Annotated in this window: 22 protein-coding genes; 16 read left to right on the top strand and 6 right to left on the bottom strand. The window is 73.0% G+C overall.

From position 1 onward, the window contains the following. The first annotated feature begins 86 nt into the window (after window positions 1-86). The 5 genes from ectA (at window position 87) to K7G60_RS12095 (ending at window position 4,011) form a co-directional block, all read left to right on the top strand. On the top strand, window positions 87-617 hold the full coding sequence (gene ectA / locus K7G60_RS12115) for a diaminobutyrate acetyltransferase (RefSeq protein ID WP_225800851.1): 531 nt from the start codon (window positions 87-89) through the stop codon (window positions 615-617). A 71-nt stretch (window positions 618-688) separates the two neighbouring features. Then, window positions 689-1,954 (top strand): diaminobutyrate--2-oxoglutarate transaminase, encoded by a 1,266-nt coding sequence (ectB, locus tag K7G60_RS12110; protein WP_263985813.1) that lies wholly within the window; start codon window positions 689-691, stop codon window positions 1,952-1,954. Window positions 1,955-1,991: 37 nt separating this feature from the next. After that, complete coding sequence (locus K7G60_RS12105) at window positions 1,992-2,408, top strand: ectoine synthase (protein ID WP_225800849.1); 417 nt, start codon at window positions 1,992-1,994, stop codon at window positions 2,406-2,408. A 52-nt stretch (window positions 2,409-2,460) separates the two neighbouring features. Further along, window positions 2,461-3,357, top strand: coding sequence for an ectoine hydroxylase (gene thpD, locus K7G60_RS12100; protein WP_225800848.1), 897 nt, complete (start codon window positions 2,461-2,463; stop codon window positions 3,355-3,357). A 423-nt stretch (window positions 3,358-3,780) separates the two neighbouring features. After that, complete coding sequence (locus tag K7G60_RS12095) at window positions 3,781-4,011, top strand: hypothetical protein (protein WP_225800847.1); 231 nt, start codon at window positions 3,781-3,783, stop codon at window positions 4,009-4,011. 293 nt (window positions 4,012-4,304) lie between these two features. Here K7G60_RS12095 and K7G60_RS12090 read toward each other — a convergent pair whose 3' ends face one another. The 3 genes from K7G60_RS12090 to K7G60_RS12080 all read right to left on the bottom strand — a co-directional run bounded on the left by K7G60_RS12090 (window position 4,305) and on the right by K7G60_RS12080 (window position 7,807). Continuing rightward, window positions 4,305-5,177: an RNA polymerase sigma factor SigF gene (locus tag K7G60_RS12090; protein WP_225800846.1), complete on the bottom strand. Its 873-nt coding sequence runs from the start codon at window positions 5,175-5,177 to the stop codon at window positions 4,305-4,307. 274 nt (window positions 5,178-5,451) lie between these two features. Then, window positions 5,452-6,945: a SulP family inorganic anion transporter gene (locus K7G60_RS12085; RefSeq protein ID WP_225800845.1), complete on the bottom strand. Its 1,494-nt coding sequence runs from the start codon at window positions 6,943-6,945 to the stop codon at window positions 5,452-5,454. A 298-nt stretch (window positions 6,946-7,243) separates the two neighbouring features. Continuing rightward, a complete protein-coding gene (locus tag K7G60_RS12080; RefSeq protein ID WP_225800844.1) occupies window positions 7,244-7,807 on the bottom strand; it encodes an HPP family protein in 564 nt (187 codons plus the stop codon). 190 nt (window positions 7,808-7,997) lie between these two features. Here K7G60_RS12080 and K7G60_RS12075 point away from each other — a divergent pair, with 190 nt between their 5' ends. The 3 genes from K7G60_RS12075 (at window position 7,998) to K7G60_RS12065 (ending at window position 10,157) form a co-directional block, all read left to right on the top strand. Beyond that, complete coding sequence (locus tag K7G60_RS12075; RefSeq protein ID WP_225800843.1) at window positions 7,998-8,837, top strand: N-formylglutamate amidohydrolase; 840 nt, start codon at window positions 7,998-8,000, stop codon at window positions 8,835-8,837. A gap of 29 nt (window positions 8,838-8,866) precedes the next feature. Beyond that, window positions 8,867-9,130 (top strand): DUF6296 family protein, encoded by a 264-nt coding sequence (locus tag K7G60_RS12070; RefSeq protein ID WP_225800842.1) that lies wholly within the window; start codon window positions 8,867-8,869, stop codon window positions 9,128-9,130. A 310-nt stretch (window positions 9,131-9,440) separates the two neighbouring features. Beyond that, on the top strand, window positions 9,441-10,157 hold the full coding sequence (locus K7G60_RS12065; RefSeq protein WP_225800841.1) for a flavodoxin family protein: 717 nt from the start codon (window positions 9,441-9,443) through the stop codon (window positions 10,155-10,157). A 56-nt stretch (window positions 10,158-10,213) separates the two neighbouring features. Here the strand turns inward: K7G60_RS12065 and K7G60_RS12060 are convergent, their stop codons facing one another. Further along, on the bottom strand, window positions 10,214-11,206 hold the full coding sequence (locus K7G60_RS12060) for a YafY family protein (protein ID WP_225800840.1): 993 nt from the start codon (window positions 11,204-11,206) through the stop codon (window positions 10,214-10,216). 62 nt (window positions 11,207-11,268) lie between these two features. Between K7G60_RS12060 and K7G60_RS12055 the strand changes: the two genes are divergently transcribed. Next, window positions 11,269-11,883, top strand: a complete 615-nt coding sequence (locus tag K7G60_RS12055) for a TIGR03086 family metal-binding protein (RefSeq protein ID WP_225800839.1) — start codon at window positions 11,269-11,271, stop codon at window positions 11,881-11,883. A gap of 206 nt (window positions 11,884-12,089) precedes the next feature. Here the strand turns inward: K7G60_RS12055 and K7G60_RS12050 are convergent, their stop codons facing one another. Then, window positions 12,090-13,037: a LysR family transcriptional regulator gene (locus K7G60_RS12050; RefSeq protein WP_225800838.1), complete on the bottom strand. Its 948-nt coding sequence runs from the start codon at window positions 13,035-13,037 to the stop codon at window positions 12,090-12,092. A gap of 50 nt (window positions 13,038-13,087) precedes the next feature. On the opposite strand from K7G60_RS12050, the gene K7G60_RS12045 reads away from it, so the two are divergent. Continuing rightward, the gene (locus K7G60_RS12045) at window positions 13,088-14,035 is read left to right on the top strand and encodes a nitrilase-related carbon-nitrogen hydrolase (RefSeq protein ID WP_225800837.1); all 948 of its coding nucleotides are present in this window, start codon (window positions 13,088-13,090) and stop codon (window positions 14,033-14,035) included. A 33-nt stretch (window positions 14,036-14,068) separates the two neighbouring features. Here the strand turns inward: K7G60_RS12045 and K7G60_RS12040 are convergent, their stop codons facing one another. Continuing rightward, the gene (locus K7G60_RS12040) at window positions 14,069-14,350 is read right to left on the bottom strand and encodes a hypothetical protein (protein ID WP_225800836.1); all 282 of its coding nucleotides are present in this window, start codon (window positions 14,348-14,350) and stop codon (window positions 14,069-14,071) included. A gap of 820 nt (window positions 14,351-15,170) precedes the next feature. Between K7G60_RS12040 and K7G60_RS12035 the strand changes: the two genes are divergently transcribed. The 6 genes from K7G60_RS12035 (at window position 15,171) to K7G60_RS12010 (ending at window position 20,375) form a co-directional block, all read left to right on the top strand. Continuing rightward, the gene (locus K7G60_RS12035; RefSeq protein ID WP_225800835.1) at window positions 15,171-16,292 is read left to right on the top strand and encodes an NUDIX hydrolase; all 1,122 of its coding nucleotides are present in this window, start codon (window positions 15,171-15,173) and stop codon (window positions 16,290-16,292) included. A 151-nt stretch (window positions 16,293-16,443) separates the two neighbouring features. Continuing rightward, on the top strand, window positions 16,444-16,827 hold the full coding sequence (locus K7G60_RS12030; protein WP_225800834.1) for a MazG nucleotide pyrophosphohydrolase domain-containing protein: 384 nt from the start codon (window positions 16,444-16,446) through the stop codon (window positions 16,825-16,827). A gap of 6 nt (window positions 16,828-16,833) precedes the next feature. Further along, window positions 16,834-17,349 carry an NUDIX domain-containing protein gene (locus K7G60_RS12025; RefSeq protein WP_225800833.1) on the top strand — a complete coding sequence of 172 codons (516 nt, stop codon included), beginning with the start codon at window positions 16,834-16,836 and terminating at the stop codon, window positions 17,347-17,349. Window positions 17,350-17,666: 317 nt separating this feature from the next. Further along, window positions 17,667-18,221, top strand: a complete 555-nt coding sequence (locus tag K7G60_RS12020) for a hypothetical protein (protein ID WP_225800832.1) — start codon at window positions 17,667-17,669, stop codon at window positions 18,219-18,221. Window positions 18,222-18,273: 52 nt separating this feature from the next. Then, window positions 18,274-19,548, top strand: coding sequence for a VWA domain-containing protein (locus K7G60_RS12015; protein ID WP_225800831.1), 1,275 nt, complete (start codon window positions 18,274-18,276; stop codon window positions 19,546-19,548). Next, window positions 19,548-20,375 carry a hypothetical protein gene (locus tag K7G60_RS12010; protein ID WP_225800830.1) on the top strand — a complete coding sequence of 276 codons (828 nt, stop codon included), beginning with the start codon at window positions 19,548-19,550 and terminating at the stop codon, window positions 20,373-20,375. Before K7G60_RS12015 ends, K7G60_RS12010 begins: the two co-directional genes overlap by 1 nt. The last annotated feature ends 47 nt before the right edge of the window (window positions 20,376-20,422 follow it).

The following is a 20,422-nucleotide window of genomic DNA, read 5'->3' as shown; positions in this document are numbered from 1 at the left end:
GCCGGCGCACCTATCACGCCGACACCATCTCGAACAAGACCTCCGACCCAGGAAGTTCCGCGGTCCGCTCGGTAGCTTCGGCGCCCATGACCACTGCCCCCCTGACATCCCCGGTCGGCGGCCTCTCCGTCGGCCCGGCCGAGATCGCGGACGGCGCCGAACTCTGGCGGATCGCCCGCGGCTCGGGAGAACTCGACCTCAACTCGCCGTACAGCTACCTGCTGTGGTGCCGCGACTTCGCCGACACGACCGCCGTCGCCCGTGACGCCTCCGGACGACCGGTCGGCTTCGTCACCGGATACCTGCGGCCCGACGCACCCGGAACGCTCTTCGTCTGGCAGGTCGCCGTGGAGGGTTCGCACCGCGGAAGCGGGGTAGCCGGGACCCTGCTCGACGCTCTGTCCGCCCGAGTGGCGGCCGAGCACGGACTCGACCGGGTGGAGGCGACCGTCACACCGGGAAACCTGGCGTCCGACCGGCTCTTCCGGTCCTACGCCCGCCGGCACGGGGCGGACCTCACGCGCGAGGTCCTCTTCCCGTCCGCCTCCTTCCCCGTGGCGGGACACGAGGCCGAAGTGCTGTACCGCATCGGCCCCCTCGCGCCCCCGGCGCCCTGAGCCGACCCCGCGTCCCCGGCCGACTCCGCACCACATCCCGCACCACACCCTGGAGAAGAGACTCCGTGACCCTGACCGACATCGCCGCCCCCTCCGTCTTCGAGACCGTCGAATCGGAGGTCCGCAGCTACTGCCGTGCCTGGCCCGTCGTCTTCGAACGCGCCAGCGGGAGCCGGCTGTACGACGAGGACGGCCGTCCGTACCTCGACTTCTTCGCCGGAGCGGGCTCGCTCAACTACGGCCACAACAACCCGGTGCTCAAGCGCGCCCTCCTCGACTACCTCGCCGACGACGGCATCACCCACGGCCTCGACATGTCGACGACCGCCAAACGCACCTTCCTGGAGACCTTCCGCACGACGGTCCTCGAACCCCGCGCCCTGCCCTACAAGGTGATGTTCCCCGGCCCCACCGGCACCAACGCCGTGGAGGCCGCCCTCAAACTCGCCCGCAAGGTCACGGGACGCCAGACGGTCGTCTCCTTCACCAACGCCTTCCACGGCATGTCGCTCGGCTCGCTGGCCGTCACCGGCAACGCCGCCAAGCGCGCCGGCGCGGGCGTCCCGCTGCACCACGCCGCCCGGATGCCCTTCGACGACTACCTCGACGGGCAGGTCACCGACTTCCTCTGGTTCGAGCGGCTCCTGGACGACTCCGGCTCCGGCCTCGACCACCCGGCGGCCGTGATCGTCGAGACCGTCCAGGGCGAGGGCGGCATCAACGTCGCACGGGCCGAGTGGCTGCGCGGGCTGGCGGAGCTCTGCCGCCGGCACGAGATGCTCCTCATCGTCGACGACATCCAGATGGGCTGCGGACGCACCGGCGACTTCTTCTCCTTCGAGGAGGCGGGCATCACGCCCGACATCGTCACCCTGTCCAAGTCCATCAGCGGCTACGGCCTGCCCATGTCCCTCTGCCTCTTCCGGCCGGAGCTCGACCTGTGGGAGCCGGGCGAGCACAACGGCACCTTCCGCGGCAACAACCCCGCCTTCGTCACCGCCACGGCCGCCCTCGACGCCTACTGGCGCGACGGCACCCTGCGCGAGCGCACCCTGGCCCGGGCCGACCGGGTCGAGCGCGCCCTGCTCGACCTGTGCGGCGACGACGGCCGCGCGGGCCTGGCGGTGCGCGGGCGCGGCCTCGTGTGGGGCCTGGAGTTCGCCGACGGGGAGCGCGCCGCGGCCGTCTGCCGGCGGGCCTTCGAGATCGGTCTGCTCCTGGAGACGTCGGGGCCGCGCGGCGAGGTGGTCAAGCTGCTGCCGCCGCTGACCGCGACGGACGACGAACTCGACGAGGGCCTCGGCATGCTGGCCCGCTCCGTACGGCACTGCGCCTGAGACCGCCCCGACAGATCCACCCGAAAGGCCACCACCCATGATCGTCCGCACCTTCGACGAGCTGGAGAACACCGAGCGGCACGTCCGGGCCGCGTCCGGGACCTGGGAGAGCAAGCGCATCGTGCTGGCCCGCGAACGGGTCGGCTTCTCCCTCCACGAGACCGTGCTGTACGCCGGCACCGAGACCTCCATGTGGTACGCCCACCACGTCGAGGCCGTCGTCTGCACCGCCGGCGAGGCCGAGCTCACCGACCACGAGTCCGGGCGCACGTACACGATCCTGCCCGGAACGATGTACCTGCTCGACGGGCACGAGCGCCACACCCTCAAGGTCAAGCGGGACTTCCGCTGCCTGTGCGTCTTCAACCCGCCCGTCACCGGGCGCGAGGACCACGACGAGAACGGCGTCTACCCGCTCCTCACCGAACCGGAACCCGACCACGGCCAGGCCTGAGGCCGGCTCGTACCCCCGACGATCCCGCACGCGAAAGGAAGCATCCCGCCCCATGGCCTCCGCACCCACCCGTCCCGTCGACCTCTACCCCACCCGCGGCTCCCGGGAGGAGCTCATCGGCCGCAAGGACCCCGTCGTGTGGTCCGAGCCCGGCACGCCCGGCCCCTTCTGGGCCCGGGAGCTGGAGGAGTACGACCGCGACGGCTTCGTCACGGTGGAGGAGCTCGTCACCCCGGCCGAGGTCGAGGAGCTCCGCGCCGAGCTCGACCGGCTCGTCGCCGACCCCGCCCTCCGGGCGGACGAGCGGGCGATCGTCGAGCCCCGCTCCCAGGAGATCCGCTCCGTCTTCGAGGTGCACCGGATCAGCGAGGTCTTCCGCCGGCTGGCCGAGGACCCCCGGATCGTGGGGCGGGCCCGCCAGATCCTCGGCTCCGACGTGTACGTCCACCAGTCGCGGGTCAACGTCAAGCCCGGCTTCGGCGCCAGCGGCTTCTACTGGCACTCCGACTTCGAGACCTGGCACGCCGAGGACGGTCTGCCCCGGATGCGGACCGTCTCGGTCTCGATCGCGCTCACCCCGAACCACACCACCAACGGCAGCCTGATGATCATGCCGGGCTCACACCGCACCTTCCTCGGCTGCGCGGGCGAGACGCCCAAGGACAACTACAAGCAGTCGCTGCGGATGCAGGACGCCGGCACGCCGTCCCACGAGGCGCTCACCACCTTCGCCGACGCCTGCGGCATCCGGCACTTCACGGGCCCGGCGGGATCGGCCACCTGGTTCGACTGCAACGCCCTGCACGGCTCGGGCGACAACATCACCCCGTACCCCCGCAGCAATGTGTTCCTCGTCTTCAACAGCGTCGAGAACGCGCCCGAGGCCCCCTTCGCAGCCCCGGTCCGGCGCCCCTCCTTCATCGCCGCGCGTCCGGAGGAGCCGGCATGAGCGGAGCCGCGCCGCTCGGCCGCCGACGCTTCCTCACCACGGCGTCGCTCCTCGGCTGACTCGCCCTGACGGCCGGGCCGCTCACCGCGCGCCCCCGCACCCGGGCGGGGACGGGAGCACCCGCGGACGACGGGGAGCTCCTGGCGAAGCCGCGGGAACAGGGCTTCGTCCGGGTCGGGTTCGCCGGTGAGGCGCCGTACGGCTTCCAGGACGGCGACGCACTCGCCGGGGAGGCCCCGACGCTCCACCGGGAGGTATTCGGGGCCCTCGGCGTGTGCGAACCGCGGCCCGCGCTCACGGAGTTCGTCGCGCCGATCCCCGGACTGCCGGCCGGCCGGTTCGACGTGGTGAGCCCGGATCGACGCCTTCGCGCTGACCGCCGTCTTCCCTGCGCCGGCTCGCCCGGACGAACCGGGGGCGCCGGTGGAGGTGGGCGAGGCGTTCGTCCCGGTGGTCGGCGGGGTACGGCAGCTCGGCGCCGGCGGGGCCGTGTTCCGGCCCGGGGCGACCGGGCTGCGGGACGCCTTCGACCGGGAGTTCCTGAAGACCACCGGCTCCCCCGGCCGGTTCGTCGGGCTCGTGGGGCGGTACGGCTTCACGGCCCGCGAGGTGCCGCCCCGTTCGCTGCGGACCGCCGACCTGTGCGCGGGGTGAGGGGCGCCCGGCGTGACTGCCTTCCCTGCCGAGCTCCGGCGCGCGCTGCCCCGGCTCGCCGAGGGGCTCCTGGTGACGGCGGAGGCCACGGTGCTCGGCGCCGCGCCCGCCCTGCTCCTCGCCTACGTCCTCGGTCTCCTCTCCCGGTCGGCGCGGCTGCCGGTGCGGGGCGCGGTGGCGGCGGTCCCCCGCTCCCAGACCGAGGCGGGGATCGCGCTCGGCATGGGGGCGGGTCTGCGGCCGCGGCGGGCCGGCCGGCGGTGTGCCCCGGTACGCCGGGCGTGCCCTCCCGGTCAGCCGCCGGCCGCCGTCCCGGCCATGCCCTCCCGCAGCCGGGCCAGGCTCCGCGACAGGAGGCGCGAGACGTGCATCTGGGAGACGCCGAGGCGTTCGCCGATCTGCGTCTGGGTCAGCTCCTCGACGAAACGCAGGTGCAGCAGCAGCCGGTCGCGCTCGTCGAGGGCCTCCACGAGCGGGGCGAGGACGTGGAAGTCCTCGACGAGTTCGAGCGCCGGGTCCTCCTCGCCGATGAGGTCGGCCAGGGCCGCGTCGTCGTTCTCGTCGTCGCCGCTGCCGATCGCCGCGTCCAGGGACGCCGACCGGTAGCCGTTCGCGGCCAGCTGGACCTCGACCACCTGCTCCTCGGACAGGTCCATGACGGGAGCCAGTTCCGCGACCCGGGGCGCGCGGCCGAGCCGCGAGCTCAGCTCGTCGGTCGCCTTCGCCAGTTCCACCCGCGCCTCCTGGAGCCGGCGCGGGACGTGGACCGCCCAGGTGGTGTCGCGAAAGAACCGCTTGATCTCGCCCACGATGTAGGGGAGGGCGAAGGTGGTGAACTCCACCTCGCGGGACAGGTCGAAGCGGTCGATGGCCTTGATCAGGCCGATCATGCCGACCTGGACGATGTCCTCCCGCTCCTCGACCCGCGCGCGGAAGCGGCCCGCCGCGTACCGCACGAGCGTCATGTTCATCTCGATCAGGGTGTTCCGGACGTACTGGTGCTCCGCCGTCCCCTCCCCCCGTTCCGCGAGTTCGCGGAGGAACACCCGCGACAGGGCGCGCGCGTCCCGGGGCGCCACCTCGTGGGGCGCTTCGAGGACGGGAAGGTCCCCCCGCCCGCCGCTCGTCTCGTACGTCGTCGTCGCCTCGGCCACTTCGGTCCGCACGGGGACGCCCTCCTCCTGCTCGTCCTGCTCGCTGTCCGTTCGGCGGTCCCGGTCCGCGTACCCCCTCCGTGTGGACCCACTCCTCCCGATCGCACGAAACTCCCCGGATCGGGAGGGTTCGAACCAGTCCGACATGTCCGGGCAGGCGTTTCCCCTCGCCCTTCGACGCACCGGGAAGAGGGACCCGTGATGAACAGCCGGAGCGAAGCCCGGTTCCGTACGACCGCCGGGGCTTCTGCGGGACCGGTCCGGTCCGGAGGACAGGCCCCGGCCCTCAGGCGTCCGCGGGGCGGGCGGGATGCCGCTCGGGCGGCCCGTGGAGGTGCACGGAGGCGGGGCCGCCGGTCGTGCGGTGGCGGTCGGCCCAGGATTCGAGCGCGGCCCGGCAGGCGTGGTCGAGGTGGTGGAGCCCGGAGAGGTCCAGGACGACCGGGCGGTCGCGCGGGAGCGCTTCGAGGGTGTCGAGGATGGTGGGCAGCCGCAGGAAGGTCACGGTGCCCGAGAGGCCGACGCGCACCGGTCCCTCGCCTTCGTCGGTGTGGTCGACGCGGAGGTGGGAGGCGTCCCAGGCCGCTTTGGCGACGGAGACGGCGAGTCCGACGAGGACGCCTTCGAGCATGTTGACGGTGACGATCGCGAGGGCCGTCACGACGAGGACGAGCGCCTCGCCGCGGTGGCCGCGCCAGAGGGTGACCAGGCCCCTGAAGGGGATCAGCTTCCAGCCCGCGTGGACGAGGACGCCGGCGAGCGCCGCGAGCGGCACGTACTCCAGGGTGCCGGGCAGCAGGGCGGCGAAGACCAGCAGCCACACGCCGTGGAGCACGCGGGAGGCCTTGGTCCTGGCGCCCGCCTGGACGTTGGCCGAGCTGCGGACGATCACGGCGGTCATGGGCAGCGCGCCGAGCAGTCCGCAGAGCGTGTTGCCGAAGCCCTGGGCGAGCAGCTCCTTGTCGTAGTCGGTGGGCGGGCCGTCGTGCAGCCGGTCCACGGCCGCCGCGCTGAACAGGGACTCCGCGGAGGCGATCAGCGCGAAGGCGAGGACGGTGCCGAGCAGGGCGAGGTCGGTCAGGGCGGAGAGGCCGTCCGCTTCCGGCGGCCGCACCGCGTCCAGGACCCCGCTCACCCGTACCGTCGCGACCGGCAGGTCGAACAGGGCGGTCGCGAGCGCCGCGAGGAGGACGGCGACGAGCGCGCCGGGGACGGTCCGCGCCCGGCGGGGCAGGTGCCGCCAGGCGACGATGACGAGGACGGTGGCGGCGGCGACGGCGAGCGGGACGAGGGCGGCCCCGGCGGTCACCGCGCCCCCGAGGGCGGCCGGCAGTCCGGCGAGCCTGGCCGGGCCGGAGGCGGGGGCGTCGAGTCCGGCCGCGGCGTAGAGCTGGCCGGCCACGATGACGAGGCCGATCCCGGCGAGCATGCCCTCGACGACGGAGAGGGAGATGGCCCGGAACCAGCGGCCCCAGCGCAGCAGGCCCATGACGACCTGGAGCAGACCGGCGAGGAGCACGACGAGGCCGAGCGCGGCGAGGCCCAGCGTGCGGACCGCGTCGAGGACGAGGACGGTGAGTCCGGCGGCGGGGCCGGAGACCTGGATGCTGCTGCCGCGCATGAGGCCGGTGACGGTGCCGCCGACGATGCCGGTGACGAGGCCCAGTTCGGCGGGGACGCCGGAGGCGACGGCCACGCCTATGCAGAGCGGCAGCGCGACGAGGAAGACGACGAGGGAGGCGGCGAAGTCCTGCCGGAGGTACGGAAAGGAGGAGGCCATACAGGGGGTCATACGCCCTGAAGGGGCCCGTTCCGGACGGTCCCGGCGCCCGGCGGCGGTTTCCGGCCGGAACCGGCCGGAAGGTGACGCGATCACCGCGGAGGAAGGCGCCCGGTGGTGCGGATCACCGGGGCGCACCGGACCGCAGGCGCCCGCGCACGTGATCAGGCGGAGGGCGTACGGGCGCCGTGCCGGGGGCCAGGGGGCTCGCCGACCGGGCCGGATCGGGGCGCGGCCCGGTCGGCGGGACGCCTCCTGGGGCGGAATCGCCCCGTCCGACGCGGGGCGGGCCCCGGGCTCACCACCAGTAGGCGGGGTACCTCGGGGCGGCTCGGCGGATGCGGGAGGCGGCGAACGCGGTCAGCACGAGCAGCACGGTGGCGCCGAAGAGCAGGGGGACGAACCGGCCGGGCGCGGGGGCCTGGAGCACGATGACGACGGCGGTCGCGCAGGCCGGCGAGTGCGGGGTGCGGGCCAGTGTGGTCAGCGCCAGGGTGATTCCGGCGGCGAGGGCGGCGGCCCAGGCGTTGCCGTGCGCGGCGACGGCCGCCACGGCGTATCCGGCGGCGGCGCCGAGGAGGTGGCCGACGATCACGCTGCGGGGCTGGGCCAGGGGCAGCGCGGGGGCGCAGTGGACGAGCGCGGCGCTGGCGGCCAGCGGGGGTATCAGCACGGGCTCGTGGATGAGGGCACCGATGGCGACGAGGCCGAGGAGGGCGGCGGTCGCGGCGCTGACGCTGTGGAAGGCGGCGCCGGGCGCGGGCCGGGCCGGGGCCCGGCCGGCGATCCACGGCAGGCGCGGTTCCCGGGGGGCGGGGGCGGCGGAGGCGGTGTCGGGACGCAGAGCGGCGTCGGTGCTCATGGGATGCGAGGTTTCCGGGGCAGGCGGCCGTGGCCGGGCGGGTCGGGGACGGGGTGGGGCGGTCGTACGGGTCCCTGTGGTCGACAGTCGGCCCGGTCTCACGCCTGGCCTGGTGCGGCGGCGCGGCCTCGCACCACTCTAACCAGCGGTTTCGCCACGGCGCGGGCGGGGTCGGAGGCAGGATCTCCTCATGAACGACTCTTCCTCCGTCCCGTTCCGCGCCACGCCCGCCGCCGTCCCGCCCTCCTTCCGCCTCCTGCCGGGGGCGGCGGACTCCCCCGTCCTCCTCCACGTGCCGCACTCCTCCCGCGAGGTGCCCGCGGAGGTGCGCGCCGGGATCCTGCTCGGCGACGGGGAGCTGGAGCATGAGCTGGACCACATCACGGACTCCCACACGGCGGAGATCGCCGCCGTGGCCGCGGCGACGGCCCGTGCGACGCCCTGGCGGTTCGTGAACGGGCTCTCGCGGCTCGTCGTCGACCCGGAGCGCTTCCCGGACGAGCGCGAGGAGATGCTGTCCGTCGGGATGGGCGCGGTCTACACCCGGACCACCCACCGCGCGACGCTGCGGCCGGCCGGCTTCGACCCGGGGCCGCTGCTCGACCGGTACTTCGTCCCGTACGCCCGGGCGATGACGCGGGCCGTGGCGGAGCGCCTGGCCGTGGCGGGGCGGGTGGTGATCGTCGACGTCCACTCGTACCCGACCGAGCGGCTGCCGTACGAGCTGCACGGCGACGGTCCGCGTCCGCCGGTCTGTCTGGGCACGGACGCCTTCCACACGCCGCCCGCGCTGCTCGACGCGGCGCGGGAGGCGTTCGGCGGGTTCGGCGGGGTGGGGACGGACAGCCCGTTCGCCGGGACGTACGTGCCGTTGGAGTACTACGGCCGGGATCCGCGGGTGAGCGCCCTGATGGTCGAGATCCGGCGCGACCTGTACATGAGCGAGCCGGGCGGACCGGCGGGTCCGGGCGTCGAGGCCCTCGGGACGGCCCTGGCCGCCCTGGTCGACGCGGTGGTCCCCGGCGGGTGAGCTCGCCCGATCGGCGTAAAATCGGACAGATGAGCCCACTCCGATACGAGCTGGTGTTCTCCGACGACGTGGGGGCGACCGAGGACGTCGTGATCGTGGAGCGCACGCCCCTCACGGGGTCCGGCGGCCATCCGGTCTACGCCGATCCCACCGGCATCATCCGCGCCGAGATCAGCGACCGGGACGAGGTGCGCATCCTCGCGACGGGGGCGCATCAGGAGATCTCCCGGCAGGTCCGGGCCCGTGCGCTGCCCGACCCCGATCCGGAGGATCCGCCCTCCGCGGCCGCCTGAGGCCGGGCGCCCGGCCCCTCCTGCGTTCGGTCGCACCGGACCGGCCTCCGGCCCGCCCGGTGCGCAGGTCGCGGACATCCTGGTGCCGTGCGGGCCGATCTGATTCGGGGACGCATGTCACCGGTGCGGGCCGTGCGGGTGATCGGGCGGCCGACTCCGCGACCGATGGCGCGGCGACCGGTCCTTCCCCCCGACGAGGCGAGACAGTGGACCGGATCTTCGGCCGGACCGAGCGGGGGCGTTGTCGACGTCGGCAGCCGGGCGTGCTCGACCGGCTGACCACCCAGCTCGTCCGCAAGGGGACACATCGATGACCGACTCCGGCACTTCCTACACGGACCTTCGCGCCCTGGTGATCAACTGCACGCTCAAGCGCTCTCCGGAGCGGAGCCACACGCAGGGGCTGATCGACATCAGCACCGGGATCATGGAGCGCCAGGGCGTGCAGGTCGAGGTACTCAGGGCGGTGGACATCGACATCGCGACCGGTGTCTGGCCGGACATGACGGAGCACGGGTGGGAGACGGACGAGTGGCCGGTGATCTACTCGCAGGTGATGGCCGCCGACATCCTGACCCTGGCGGGGCCCGTGTGGCTGGGAGACAACTCCTCCGTCATGAAGAAGATCATCGAACGGTTGTACGCGTGCTCCTCGATCCTCAACGAACGTGGTCAGTACGCCTACTACGGACGCGTGGGCGGCTGTCTGATCACGGGGAACGAGGACGGGGCGAAGCACTGCGCGATGAACGTGCTCTACAGCCTCCAGCACCTCGGATACGTCGTCCCGCCACAGGCGGACGCGGGCTGGGTCGGCGAGGCCGGCCCGGGCCCGTCGTACCTCGACCCCGGCTCCGGCGGGCCGGACAACGACTTCACGAACCGCAACACGACCTTCATGACCTGGAACCAGCTGCACCTGGCGAGGATGCTCAAGGACACCGGTGGCATCCCCGCCCACGGAAACCAGCGCTCCGAGTGGGACGCCGGCTGCCGGTTCGACTTCGAGAACCCCGAGCACCGCTGAGTGCGGTCCGGGGGCGGAGGTACGGACGTCCCGCCCGCCGAACACGAGACCGCCTCCTACCTCACAGCCTCAGACCCCGGGTCGAAACCACAACCTGAAAGGGCCGGCGGTCCGTACACACCGGCCAGCTCGACCGCCAGACGCGCGAGCCGCTCCCTCGCCTCCGGCGGGTCCAGCACCTCGATGCGCGCCCCCAGCCCGGCCAGCTGTGTCGCGACGACCTCCGGCGTCGGCCCGTCGACCCGTATCTCCGTCCACCCGTCGGGGAGCGTCGGACCGACGTGCAGGCGCCCGTCGAACAGCCGCTCCAGGATCGCCATGGCACCCGGCTCGGCCCGGGCACGAACCGTCGCCGCGTACAGCCGCTCCTCCAAGCGCGCGGCGAACGAACGCCAGACCGTGGCAAGGTCGAAGCCGGGCGGCCGTACGACGGGCTCGCCGGTCGCCTGGACCGAGACGACCCGGCTGAGCCGGAAGGTCCGCAAGCCCCGCTCGGTCTCGGCGACGAGGTAGTCGTGACCGGCCTTGGCCACGAGCCCGAGCGGATGGACGGTTCGCACGCCGACGGGCTTGCCGGGCCCGGCGTACCCGAGCCGCACCTGGATCCCGTCCACCACGGCCCGCCGGAGCGCGTCGAGGTGCGACCCGGTGGCCGTGACGTCGGCGCGCGACCAGTCCGTGCCGTCGGTGAGGCCGGCCCGCGACGCGGCCTCGGCGCCCGCACGCAGGGGTGCGGGCAGCGCACGTACCAACTTGCGCAGTGCCGTGCGGAGTTCGGGCGTGGTCGCCGAAGGGCCCGCGAGCAGGAACAGTGCCCGGATCTCCTCGGCGGTCAGCCCGGTGAGGTCCGTACGGGCGCCGCCGACCAGCGACCAGCCGCCGCCGCGGCCACGCTGCGAGTAGACGGGGATGCCCGCGGTGGACAGGGCCTCCAGGTCGCGGCGTGCGGTCCGTGGCGACACTTCGAGTTCGGCGGCGACCTCGGCCACGGTCACACGGGCGCGTGTTTGGAGGAACAGCAGGGTTGCCACCAGGCGATCGGCTCTCATAGCGGCCATTCTTTTCCGGAAAGCGGCCAGGAGACGACCTATTCGGGTTCCAGGATGAGGTCATGACACAGATGGAGAACACCCCACGGCCCACTGTCACCCACGATGCCACCGCCGACCCTCGCCAGGGCCTTCTGAAGGCGATCGCACTGGCCGGACGTACCGTCGCCGCGGTCCGGCCCGAGCAGTTCGACGGGCCCACGCCCTGCGCCGAGTTCACCGTCCGAGGGCTGACCGGGCACCTCGTCGCCGTCCTGCGCCGGATCGCCCTCGCCGGGCGCGGCGGCGACGTGACGACTCTCCCCACGGTCGCCGACGACCTCGCGGACACCGAATGGCGAGAGGCGTGGGACGCCGCGGTGCGTGAGGTCGAGGCGGCGTGGGCGGATCCCGCGGTCCTGGGCCGGATGCTGACCCTGCCGTTCGGCAGCCTTCCGGGTGCTGCCGCCGCGGCCGTCTGGACCTCGGAATTCACCGTGCACACCTGGGACATGGCCACGGCGACCGGACAGTTCCCGGACTGGGACCCCGACCTCGTGGCGATCTCGTACGCCGCCATGAGGCGCGGGCTGCCCGCAGGGCCGCGTGACGGTGCGCCGTTCGGGGCCGCGGTGGACGTCGACGCGGACGCGCCGGCCATCGACCGCCTCGTGGCGTGGTGCGGACGCAAGCCGTAACCAGCACCCGAAACAGGGAGGGCGGCCCCCTGGCCGGGGTCGCCCTCCCCGCACGTTCGGGCAGGACGGCGCCACGACCCGGCGCCCGGCGGCGACGTTGAACCCGGCGGCGCGGTCGCGCCCGAGGGCTCCTGCTCCGACGTCGTCACCGCCGGCACTGGTCGGGGGCGTGGATCCGGCCGAACCACGGCCTCGCCGGGGCGCGTTCAGCCGGGCGGCCCGCTCCGATCGTCCGGTGTCCCGCCGCGAGCCGGCGCGCCGACGAGCCCTCGGAGCCATGCGTGGGCGGGGTCGTCGCCGACACTGCCGTGCCAGATGGCGCTGACGGTGTACGCGGGCATCGGGATGGGGGGCGGGGTCTCGGTGAGGTCGAGCAGGTCGGCGTAGACGGTGGCCGCGTGGGCGGGGACGGTGGCGAGGGCGGGCAGGGTCGCGAGCTGGAGGGCCGCTCCGGCGAAGTGGGTGGTGGAGGCGACCACTCGGCGGGTGAGGCCGCGTGCTTCCAGGACGTCGTCGACGATGCCGCGCCGGCCGTCGTAGGAGATCAGCAGGTGGGGGTGGGCGAGGTAGTCGTCGAGGGTGAGCGGGGTCCGGAGCGGCAGGAGGCGGGGGTTGAACAGGCAGGTGTAACCGGAGGGGAACAGCTCCTGGCTGCGGTGGTCGGGGCCGTGCGCGGGGGCGGCGGCCACGCCGAGGTCGATCTCACCGCGGTCGACCATGTCGGCGACGGTGTTGCGGCTGGCCTGCCGCACGGCGAGCCGGATGCCCGGCAGGCCGGCCGCGGCGTTCAGCAGGCGGGGCAGCAGGACCGCCTCCAGGTCGTCCGACATGCCCAGGGTGAAGGTGCGCCGGGCGGTCGCCGGATCGAAGCGGTCGCGGTCGGTCACGGCGCCGTGGATCAGGCCGAGGGCCGGCTCGATGCGGCGGGCCAGTGCGACGGCGCGCGGCGTCGGCTCGACACCGGTGCGCGTGCGGGTGAACAGCTCGTCGTCGAAGAGCCCGCGCAGGCGTCCGAGGGCCGCGCTGGTGGCGCCCTGGCTCAGGTGCAGCGCGGCGGCGGCCCGGGTGACGCTGCGCTCGCGCATCAGGGCGGCGAAGACCACCAGAAGGTTGAGGTCGGCCTTCCTGAATTCGGTTTCATAGATGTCGATCATCAGGAAGATTAGTTTGCCGGATGTGCGAAGGGGTTTCTAGCGTGAAGGGCATGAATACGACTGCCTCAGAGCCCCGCCGCACCGTGACCGCCGCCGTCGTCCAGGCGGCCGCCCCGCTCTTCGACACACCGGCCGCGGTGGGCTGGGCCGAGGAACTCGTCCGCGAGGCCGCCTCCCGGGGCGCCGAGGTCGTCGTCCTCCCCGAGGCGTTCATCGGCGGCTACCCCAAGGGCTTGGACTTCGGCATCACGGTCGGCAGCCGCACCCCCGCGGGCCGTGACCTCTTCCGCCGCTACCACGCCGCCGCCATCGAGATCCCCGGCCCGGAGACCGAGACGCTCGCCGCCGTCACCCGGGAACTCGGCGTCCACGCCGTGATCGGCGCGGTCGAACGCCAGGGCGGCACCCTGTACTGCGTCGCGCTCTTCTTCGGCCCCGACGGCTATCTGGGCCTGCACCGCAAGCTCATGCCCACCGCCGCCGAGCGCTACCTCTGGGGTCAGGGCGACGGCTCCACCCTGCCGGTCGTCGACACTGGTGCCGCTCGCCTCGGCGCGGCCATCTGCTGGGAGAACTACATGCCGCTCCTGCGCACCGCGATGTACGCCAAGGGCGTGGACCTGTGGTGTGCGCCGACCGTCGACGACCGCGACGCCTGGCAGGCCACCATGCGCCACATCGCCCTGGAAGGCCGCTGCTTCGTCCTCTCCGCCAACCAGTACCTGCGCCGCGACGGCCTGCCGGACGACCTCCACCCCGTCCAGGGCGACGCGCCCGACACCGTACTGATCGACGGCGGCTCCGTCATCGTCTCCCCGCTCGGTGAGGTCCTCGCCGGCCCGCTGCGCGGCGGCGAGGGCGTCCTGACCGCCGAGCTGGACCTCGACGACCTCGCCCGCGCGCGCTTCGACCTCGACACCACCGGCCACTACGCCCGCCCCGACGTCTTCACCCTCCACGTCGACGAGACCGCCCGTGACACCGTCACCAGTAACTGACCGGTGACATCCGGACGAAAGCCCCGGAGCGCCTCACACACGTGGTGGCCACGCTGTCACCGAGGAGGGGAGCAGCGCTTCCCTCAGATCGCTGGGACCCCGGGCCGCCCGGGAAGCGGAAGCGAACGGCCGAGGCGCCGCAGGGTCGCGGTCATCAGCCAAGATGATCTCCGACTCACGGCTCAGGAAGGCCAGTTCCCTGAAGCGCTCGGTCAGCGTGTCGAACGAGAACTTCAGCGTCTCGAAGATCTCGGCGTCGGGCCGGAAGGTGATCACGGTCCCGCTGCCGTCGGCCGGTCCGGTGCGGGCGGGCACCCCGACAGGTACGCCTTGCCCGTACTCCAGCACCCGGTGGGCGCCGTCACGCCGTACCTCTGCGATCAGGCGGGCGCAACGCGCGTACGCGGGGAGCGCGCCCCTGCCTTTCTCGCCAACTTCGCTCCACCGGGCAGAGTGCTGCGACCAGGGGTTTCTCCGGCTGCGGTGTGGGGCCCGAACGGTGCGGACTCGACCGGGACGGCGATCGGTTCTCCGTGGCCAGCTGGCCGTTCACCTCATGTTCGACCGCCAGGGGGAGGTCGTTGACGGGGATGGCCGGTTTGGAGTGATCGCGGTGCGGTTCTCCCGGGTCAGTGTCGGTGGCCGCTGCTACATCCATGTCAGGAGGGTTCGCGTCGGCGCGGCCCTCATTTCGGGAGGGGAGAGTTCATGCCGCCTGAGGGTTGTCACCGGGTGCGGGGCCACATCCGCCGGAATCCGACCCGTCGGCCTGCGAAGAAAACGAGCCCGTGGCCGATCGGCGGCATCGCCGCCGTGGTGGTGCTGTGGGCGCAGTTCTTCGGATGCGAGGGGCGGCGCCGGCACAGTCCCCCGCGCCCGGGGTGACGGCGACGCCGTCGGCGGGCCACTGGTGGGGCGGCGGCGGTCAGCGATCCGTCGGCCGCGCGGCGCGGTCGACTTCGCCTCCCGCCACCGTCTGATCACCGTCGGCCGCGAGGACCTGTAGAGATGGGCACACGGCGCCCACCTCTACGACGTCATCCGCGCCCGCACCACCCTGTAGGGCGGCGCCAGGACGCAACCGGTCGATCCACTGCTCCGTCGTCAACCCGATTCGCACTGCAGGAGGAGCACCTTGGACGTCCGCCGCGCCGGCCGCCATGACGCGGCCGAGTTCACCTGCCTGCGCCGCACCATGCTCGACACCGGGCGGCCCACACCGGACGGCGAACGGGTCAGGGCGTGCGAGGCGGCTTTCGCCGATCCCCTCGAAGGCCCCTGCGTCGTCGCGGCAACCATGCAGTGGCTCGCCGACCAGGGCTGCTCCTCCGTCCGCCTCAACGCCTCCCCCGACGGACTCCTCCTCTGCACCGAGCTCGGCTTCCGTCCCATTCCCGCACCAGCCATGACCTGGAGCTGCCGAGAGGAAGCGATCCAACGTCTCCGAACCAGAGCAGCCGGTGCGGGGGCCGCACTCGCCACATTCGATCGATCCGAGCGCCCCGACGGGCGGGAAGGACCTCCGATGCAGCCGGGACATCTCCCTGTCGAGTTCCTCGACGCGCAACAGATCGACTTCGTCGAGCACCCTCCACCGGCCCTGTCACCGCAGGAGCGAGGTGACGTCGACCGTCTCTGGGAAGAGACGAAGGCACACAACCCCACCACCTTCGACGGCCCGCTCGTCGCGAGCCTGGGCATCGACCCGCCCGGGCCCGGCCCGTCGGTGGTGCGATGGGCAAGGACGACGTACCGGCATCGAGCCCTGCGGAAACTGCGGCCGGCCGAAGAGGTCCCCGGGTCCGTCTTCGTCACCGTCCTGTTGCCGACGGAGTCCGGACTCGCGGTCGGACGCGGGTCCCCCACCACCGCGGCGCCCGGCCGCTGGAGCCTCCCCGGCGGCTCGGCGGAACCCCCTGCGGCCGGCCACCCCCTGGACATGGCGTCACTCCGTCGGCATGCCGCCCGTGAACTGGCCGAGGAGCTCGGCGTACCCGCCTCCGACGAGGAGTTGCGGCTGTGGGGCCTCACGCGGGGAACCCGGTTCGGCAGCCTCGGCTTCCACTTCCTCGCCCCGCCCGTGCCCAGCGCACTCGTACGGAGCCGGCATGCGGAGCTCGCGGTGTCGGAGACGGAGCGGAGGGTGGTACCCGAGCTCGACGAGATCGCGTTCGTCCCCTCGGCCGAACGGGCTGCCCGCCTCGGCCCGGGCGCGAACTACCTGCACCAGGTCCTGGGCCGATACTTCTCCACCTGAACCCGCAACCCCGTCCGACGCTCCTTCCCCGTCGTCACACGCCTCCCGCTCGTTCCGGCACGACGGGCCCGGCCTCCAGGACTCCTCGTCACGCAAGAACCGGCAAACGGGCAGCGCTCGTCAGCCCACCCACCCCGAAGGGACGGACTCCGTGGACTTCGACGAACTGAAGCAGCAGGCGATCCGCATCCATGACCGCTACGACGAGCTGAACCGTCGTGAGCGCGGCCGGGTCTGGACACGCACCGAATTCGTGCTCGGCTTCATGGGCGACGTCGGCGACCTGGCCAAACTCGTCATGGCGGAGGAGGGTGCGAGAGAGCACCCGGGGGGTCGGCCCGCGCTGGAACACGAGCTCGCCGACTGCCTGTGGTCGGTACTCATCCTGGCTCACCGCTACAACGTGGACCTCGAACGCGTCTTCCACCAGACCATGACGGAGCTCGACAGAAGGATCAGTACACGGCTGTCTCAGGGTGAGACCCCCGCACGTGAGTCTCGGGCACCTGGCGACATCGACCACGGCGACAGGTAGACCACCATGCCCGAGAAGGCCGCCCGATCCGGCGCGACGTACGCCGCCCACTACGCCGACGTCCACGTACTCGTCCGCTTCGACGGCCAGTTGCTCATGGGCCGACGCCGCCACCCGACCGTGTTCCCCCGGATGTTCCAGATCCCCGCCGGCCTCCTCGAGGAACACGAATCCGCCCGACACGGAGCTGCCCGCGAGCTCCGCGAGGAGACAGGCATCCTCGTCTCCCCGGAGAATCTCCGGTTCGTGCACGTGATGCACCACGTCTCCACCCACGCCGGCGACGAGCGAATCGCCTTCTTCTTCGAGACCGACCACCCACACGAAGAAGTCGACAACCCCGAGCCTCACCGGTGCGACGGCTGGTTCTGGCACAAGATGACCGATCTGCCGCAGCCGATGCCGCCATACCTGAACCAGGCCCTGAAGCACATCGCCCTCGGCATCCAGTACAGCGAATACGCCTGGCCGCTCGCCGATCGGAGCAGTCCGAGCAGAGCACGTTCCGCAAGGCCACGGTGAGCGGAGAATTCGCTCCGGCGCTTCGCCCCACCGGGAGCGGTTCGCTCCCCCGCCGTCGGCCGGTGCGGCTCAACGGCCCGAGCAGCACACCCGTCCCCGAGCCTTCGACCGGGCCGCCTGGACCTCCGGGGCGTCCAGGCGGTCACCGTCGGAGCCCGTCACCTCGCCGAAGCAGTCGCCGGTCCATGACCCGGAGCCCCGCTGACCGGCGCTTCCGAGGGCTGGGACGTGCACCACACGGGCTTGACGTGCACACTAGCGACACTTAGCTTCGCCTTACCTTAGTTACACCGTCCTTACATCCGGAAGATCAACGCATGTCCAGAACCGCGCAGGAGCTCAGACCCGCGCAGGAGCTCACCCCTTCCTGGCTCCTCACCGCCCTCGGGCTCGTCGCAACCGCCGGCATCGCGGCGGCCTGCTGGACCGCCGGACACGTCCACGCGGACGCCTCGCTGCTGACTGTGGCCCGCTTCTTCCACGTCGCCTTCCTCGTCGTCGGGCTCGGTTCGGTCCTCGCCGTCGACTGGCTCGCCCTGCTCTGGGTGACCGGGAAGCGACCGCTCGCCACCGTCCTCGACACGGCCGTCTCCCTCCAGACGCCGATCTGGGCCGGGCTCGGCGGACTCGTCGTCTCCGGCCTCTTCCTCCGCCCCGACCTCCACTCCCCGCTGACCCTGGTCAAGCTGGGCCTCGTCGTCGCCGTCACCCTCAACGGCCTGTGGGCGCACCGGCTCGGCCAGCTCCTCGACGCGCACCGCGCCGGAACCGCCCCCCGCGGGCTGCTCGTCCGCTCGGGCCTCGCCGCGGCCGTCAGCCAGACCGGCTGGTGGGGCGCCTGCCTCATCGGCTTCCTCAACAGCCAGGGATGACAGGACCCATCCCCGTTTTGGTTTGTCGGACGATCATCAATACGATCCGGCGATGATCACGAGAAAACGGCTGGCGACCGGGGCCTGCGCGCTGCTCGCCGCCCTGAGCGTCGCGCTCCTGCCGACGGGCGCGGCCGCCGACGAGCCGGTGGCGAAGGAATCCCCCAAGGTCGAGCTGGTCCTCGACGTCAGCGGCTCCATGCGGGCCAAGGACATCGACGGCAAGTCCCGCATGAGCGCCGCCAAGCAGGCCTTCAACGAGGTCCTCGACGCGGTGCCCGAGGAGGTGCGGCTCGGCATCCGCACGCTCGGCGCCGACTACCCCGGCAACGACCGCAAGCGCGGCTGCAAGGACACCCGCTCGCTGTACCCGGTCGGGCCGCTCGACCGGACCGAGGCCAAGACCGCGGTGGCCACCCTCGCCCCGACCGGCTGGACGCCGATCGGCCCGGCGCTGCTCGGCGCGGCCGACGACCTCGGCGAGGACGGGGCGACCAAGCGGATCGTCCTCATCACCGACGGCGAGGACACCTGCGCCCCGCTCGACCCGTGCCAGGTGGCCCGCGAGATCGCGGCGAAGGGCATCCACCTCGTCATCGACACCCTGGGCCTCGTGCCGGACGCCAAGACCCGGCAGCAGCTCACCTGCATCGCGGAGGCCACCGGAGGCACGTACACCTCGGTTCACCGCACCGAGGAACTCTCCCGGCGCGTCAAGCAGTTGGTCGACCGAGCGGCCGACCCCGTCGTCACCCCCGTGGCCACCGAGGGCGCGGCGCGGTGCGAGAAGGCGCCGCGGCTGCAGCCCGGCCTCTACACGGACCGCGAGTCCTTCGGCGAGCACCGCTGGTACCGGGTGGACCTGCTGCCCGGCCAGGAACTCCGGGCCTCCGTCAGCGTGTCGGCCGACCGGGCCGTCAACAACGACTACGGGGTGCTGCTGCGCGCCGTCACGCTCCACGGCCGGGAGATCGTCCGCGGCTCCGAGGCGGGCGACGGGCGCACGGACGTGATCTCGACCGGGCTGCGCTACCCGAAGCCGGAGCTCGACGGCGGCCCCGGGGACGCCAAGCCGGCGGCCGAGACGGTCTGCCTCCAGGTCAGCAACTCCTTCTCCGCTCCCCCGTCGGTCAAGACGACGCCGGGCATGCCGGTCGAGCTGACGGTGGACGTCGTCGACGGCCCGTCGAGCGCGTCGGACGTCGCCTCGTTCGGTCTCGGCCGCGGCTGGTGGCTGCTCGGCGTGCTGGTCCTCGCCGGCTTCCTGGCCGGTCTGCTCTGGGGCTGGCTGTCCCGCTGGCGCGTCGCTGTCTGGAGGACCAACTGATGCGTACCGTACGCATGCTCGCCACGGCCGCGCTCGCGGGCGCCGCCCTGCTCGGCCTCGCGGCCCCGGCCGCCCTGGCCGACGCTCCCAGCCCCTCGGCGTCCTCCTCCGAGGAGGCCGGCCCCACCGAGGCCGGCACCACCTTCCGCACCGCCGCCCGGTTCCTGCCGGGTCAGCAGGCCACGGCGCAGGCCGCCACGGGCGACTACCTGTACTGGGTGTTCCCGGCGGACACCGGGGAGCGGCCGACCGTGAAGGCCACGGTCACGCTGCCCGACGCGGCGCTGCGGCACGGGCCCGCCACCTGGCGGGTCGACGTGTACGACGGGCTGCGGCGGCGTCAGCCGTGCATGTACGGGATGCAGTCCCGCACGGCGGCGAAGGAGGCCGCGACCGTGGAGCTGGCCTGTGTGCTGCGCCCGGTCCGCGCCTCGGCCGACGCCTGGGCGAACGACCCGCTGCCCGGCAGCTACTACGTCCGGCTGACCGTCACCGGCGGCCCGGACGAGGACCTCGGCCAGCCCTTCACCGCGCGGATCGGAGCCGACGTCCTCGACGAGGGCGGCGCCTACGCCACGGACGGTTCGCTCGCCGCGCCGCTCGTCCCGGGGGCGACCACCGCCGACCGGGCGAAGGCGGACGAGGACGCCGGCCGGAAGACCGCCGTCGAGGCGGCGGCCCCGGAGGACGGCTGGTCCTCCGGCTGGTGGTCCGACCGCTGGATCTGGACCCTCGCGGGCGGCGTCCTGGCAGCGCTCGCGGGCATCGGCGGCTACGTCCTGACGCGCGGCTCGGGCCGCCCGTCCCGGGTGCCGCCGACGGTCTGACCCCCGGGTCCGAGACGGACGGAGGCCCCCACCGCGCGCGGTGGGGG

The organism is Streptomyces sp. NK15101, assembly GCF_020400725.1.
Lineage (GTDB): Bacteria > Actinomycetota > Actinomycetes > Streptomycetales > Streptomycetaceae > Streptomyces.
The sequence above is the reverse complement of the archived record's forward strand: the minus strand, read 5'-3'. Positions and strand labels throughout refer to the sequence as shown.